This is a genomic window from Halorientalis persicus, assembly GCF_900110215.1.
Lineage (GTDB): Archaea > Halobacteriota > Halobacteria > Halobacteriales > Haloarculaceae > Halorientalis > Halorientalis persica.
This window is the reverse complement of record NZ_FOCX01000087.1, coordinates 1-3,282: the sequence shown is the minus strand read 5'-3', so window position 1 is coordinate 3,282 and position 3,282 is coordinate 1. Positions and strand designations below refer to the sequence as shown.

Here is a 3,282-nt window from a genome sequence, read left to right as displayed (position 1 = left end):
ACGCAACCCACAGGCTGTGGCGCGACGGCGCGTGAAGTACGCAACCCACAGGCTGTGAGTGTACTCAGTCCTTCGAGGTCCTGAGTAAAAACCGTTTCGGGGTAACTCCCGTGCGCGTCGTCGCCGGTTCGACGGTCCGAAACCGTCGCCAGACGGCGACATGAGCACGCAAACGGCAGAAATCCCATATCCGAGTTCAGATTCTGACGCCAGCCACCCAGTAACTCGCTCGGCCAGCTGGACGAGCGCACCCGACGACCAGACCGGCCGGCAGAAACACACGGTGCTGTTCCGGAAGGCATCGGCGACTCGCTGGGTCGTGCAGCACATCCGCACCGTAACGATTCGCCAGCGGGGCGAGACGACGTCGTCGCTGGATCCCGACGCGTCGCTGTCGGACGTCCCGACGTGGGCGATCGACGAGGCCGGCCTCGAGTACGACGGGGGTGTCCTGCGTGGGTGACGCTGGCCTCTCGCTGGCTCAGGCCGACATCCTCGGCGCGGTCGCGACGATCTCTCTCGATGAAGACACGCCCAGCGACGCCGCGGCGGCGGTGACCGGGAGCGACGGCTTCCAGGACGCGCTCGTCGACGGCGTCCGCGAGACGCTCGCCGGCGTGCCCTACTACGCGCGCCAGCGGACGCTCGAAGACCTCGGCGTCACCGCGGCGGAGGGGATGTATGCGGCTGTCCTCACGGGTCTCGATAGGCCTGCTGAGCGCGTCGAGAAGGAGACCTTCGCCGAGCGGTACCCAGATGCGTCCGCGTCGGCGTACGAGGCACTCCACCGCCACGCGACCGCACTGGAGGTGACCCAGCAGTTCGGCCAGCCGGAGCCGTCGATCGTCGGCCACCTCTCGCTCGACGCCCTCGCTGAGGGGCCGGTCCCGGTGATCGGCGCGAGTGGCCAGACGCCGACGATCGCCGTCACCGTTGATCGCGATGCGTTCGAGGGCCGTGATCGCGACGACCAAGAGCAACTCCTTGAACTCGTCGTGACGCTGGCCGACGCCTGTGACGTTCGGGTGGTGTCAAAGCCGGTGACTGCCCGCTGGCTCACTCGCGAGTTCCGCGATATCCTCCCGTCCGAGTTTAGGGAATCGGTCCGTGCCCAGTGTGGCGGGTCACCCACGGCTGACCTCGTTGACGCAGCCCGCGAGGCGCTGTCTCCAGACGGCCGGCAGGTCGACGTCCTTCGCGAACTCGCCGCTACGGCTGATGACATCATGGATCTGCACGCTCTCCAGAACAGCGTCGAGGTCTCCGACGGCCGGGTGAGTCAGATCCTCGGCCAACTGGAGGAGCTAGGACTTGCCGAGCGGTACGGGAAGCAGACTGCGAAGCGCGTCGAACTGCTTCAGCCGGGAGTGGCGTTCTTGGATGCGCTCGACGCGGATGTCGGTCAGCAGGCGACCCTCGAATCTGCGTTTAGCGCAGAAACTGGAACGTCGACAGAATCCCAGCCAGACATGTGTACCATAGGCGCAGGACCCGGCCCCGGGGACGTCCAGGCCGACGCGGACAGCCACGGTGGCACCGGCTGGCTCACGTCGTTCATGCATCGCCGGCGGCAGGCGCCGGCAATCGAGGCCGCCACAGAGGGCGGCCTCACCCTGCTGGACGCCCCAGTCGACGACATCCCACCTCAGAAACGCCTCTGGTGCTTCGACGAGGATAGCCGGGACCTTGTCGTCGGCGCTCGGATCACTTCCCGACTGTCCTACCTGGTAAGCACGGCCTTGGCTTTAGCTGACCCGCGAACGTGGAACGAGGTACTTCCCACTTCAGCCGTCGACGCGGGGAGTCCCTTCGGCGGCCTCGCGATCGACGACCGGAATCTCCTTCGGGACGGTCGTCAGCTCGGCTACCTCAGCGACGACGTCGACGACAGCGAGGAGTGGCGGGACAAGATTCTCGAGTGGCGGAAGGATCTCGCCGAGTGGACGGGCGAACTCCGTACCGGCGACGGTGGCGAGGGGCTGGGCAGCCGAATATTCCGCAACGCGAAGGGGCTCATCGGCGTCATGACACACGTTCTCGACCTCGCCGGCGTCGGCGTCACCGTACTCGGTATCGTGCCCAACGTGAAGCGTGACTTCGGCAAACAGGCTGCCGAGGGAGAGAAGAGCCAGCGAGAGAAACTCGCCGAGACGATCGTCGGGCAGGCGTCGATCGACGCGGCATACGGCAGTCACACCCTGGAACGGACGGTCTTCGAGAAGCGAGAGCGAAAGGTCCAGTCGGCGATGGAACCGAACTATGACGCCGCGGACCCACTTGCCGACCTCGTCGCCGACACGGTCCTGGTCGGACCGGGCGTATCCATCCTTGAGCCACTCGTCGAAGACGCGATCAACGATCGTGAACCCCGGGATGATGCCCCGGAGATCGCCGTCCGCGTCCCGATTCGGACTGAGTGCCGTCGCGAGGTGTGGAGCGCCACCGTCCAGCGGATGTGCCGGGCGAAGAACCTGAAGCCCCAGCGCGAGGTGACGACGCTCCTGCGGGCCCTCACGGCCTCTCCCTTCTCAGCAGCGCGGGCTCTGGACTACCTCCAGCCCGAGGACAGCGAGCGCCAGATCCGACTCGATGAGGTTCGGTATGTGCTCACACAGTTGCCCACCGAGCACATTCTGCCCGGTATGGCTCCCTCGGTGGGGAAACTCGCGACCGCGCTGCTGGAGGCCCAGGAAACCCTCTCGAAGCGCGACCTCGCCGAGGCGGCCGACGTCTCCACCCGGACCGTCTCCCGGCACATCGAGAAACTGGTGGCGCTGGGGCTCGTCACCGCCGACGGCGGCACGTACCGCATCGCGCTGCCGTTCCACGGCGAACACTACAGTGACCTCGCCCCTGACGCCGTCGACGCCGAACGCGCCAACCCCCAGGAACTGCTCTTCGAGGTTGCGCTTGAGTTTGTCGACGCCGCAAAGGCCGGCCGGTTGGGCGATCCCGACGACCCACTGGGACAGGCGTTCTGCGGGCCTCGGCTGGACACGGATCCACTCCTTGAAGTGCGGCCAGCTCTGGAACCGTGGGTTGACCTCGCCCTGTGGCTCTGCGATGCCGACGCCGCCCCCGAGACGACGGTCGCCGACTACGGCGCGGAGATCGAACAGGCGAGCATCCTGGCCGCGATGTCGGATTCGAGTGAAAATGTTTCAACAATCTAGTGCTGCGTCAAGTCGGAACTGCTAGAAGCAACCGCGAAACGCCGTATCGCAGGAATATATCGAATCAGGGCTGAAGGGAAAATCTGTTTCGAATATGGTGTGGGCGTCC

At 65.9% G+C, this 3,282-nt stretch carries 2 protein-coding genes; both read left to right on the top strand.

The window, feature by feature from the left end:
• The first annotated feature begins 160 nt into the window (after positions 1 to 160).
• Entirely contained in the window at positions 161 to 463 is a 303-nt protein-coding gene (locus tag BMX17_RS25700; RefSeq protein ID WP_139203794.1) for a hypothetical protein, read from the top strand.
• Positions 456 to 3,173 (top strand): winged helix-turn-helix transcriptional regulator, encoded by a 2,718-nt coding sequence (locus tag BMX17_RS24635; RefSeq protein WP_092665234.1) that lies wholly within the window; start codon positions 456 to 458, stop codon positions 3,171 to 3,173. Before BMX17_RS25700 ends, BMX17_RS24635 begins: the two co-directional genes overlap by 8 nt.
• The last annotated feature ends 109 nt before the right edge of the window (positions 3,174 to 3,282 follow it).

Bases quoted from the DNA above. Each gene is read 5' to 3' on its own strand.
- BMX17_RS25700 (WP_139203794.1), top strand. From the start codon at position 161: ATGAGCACGCAAACGGCAGAAATCCCATATCCGAGTTCAGATTCTGAC.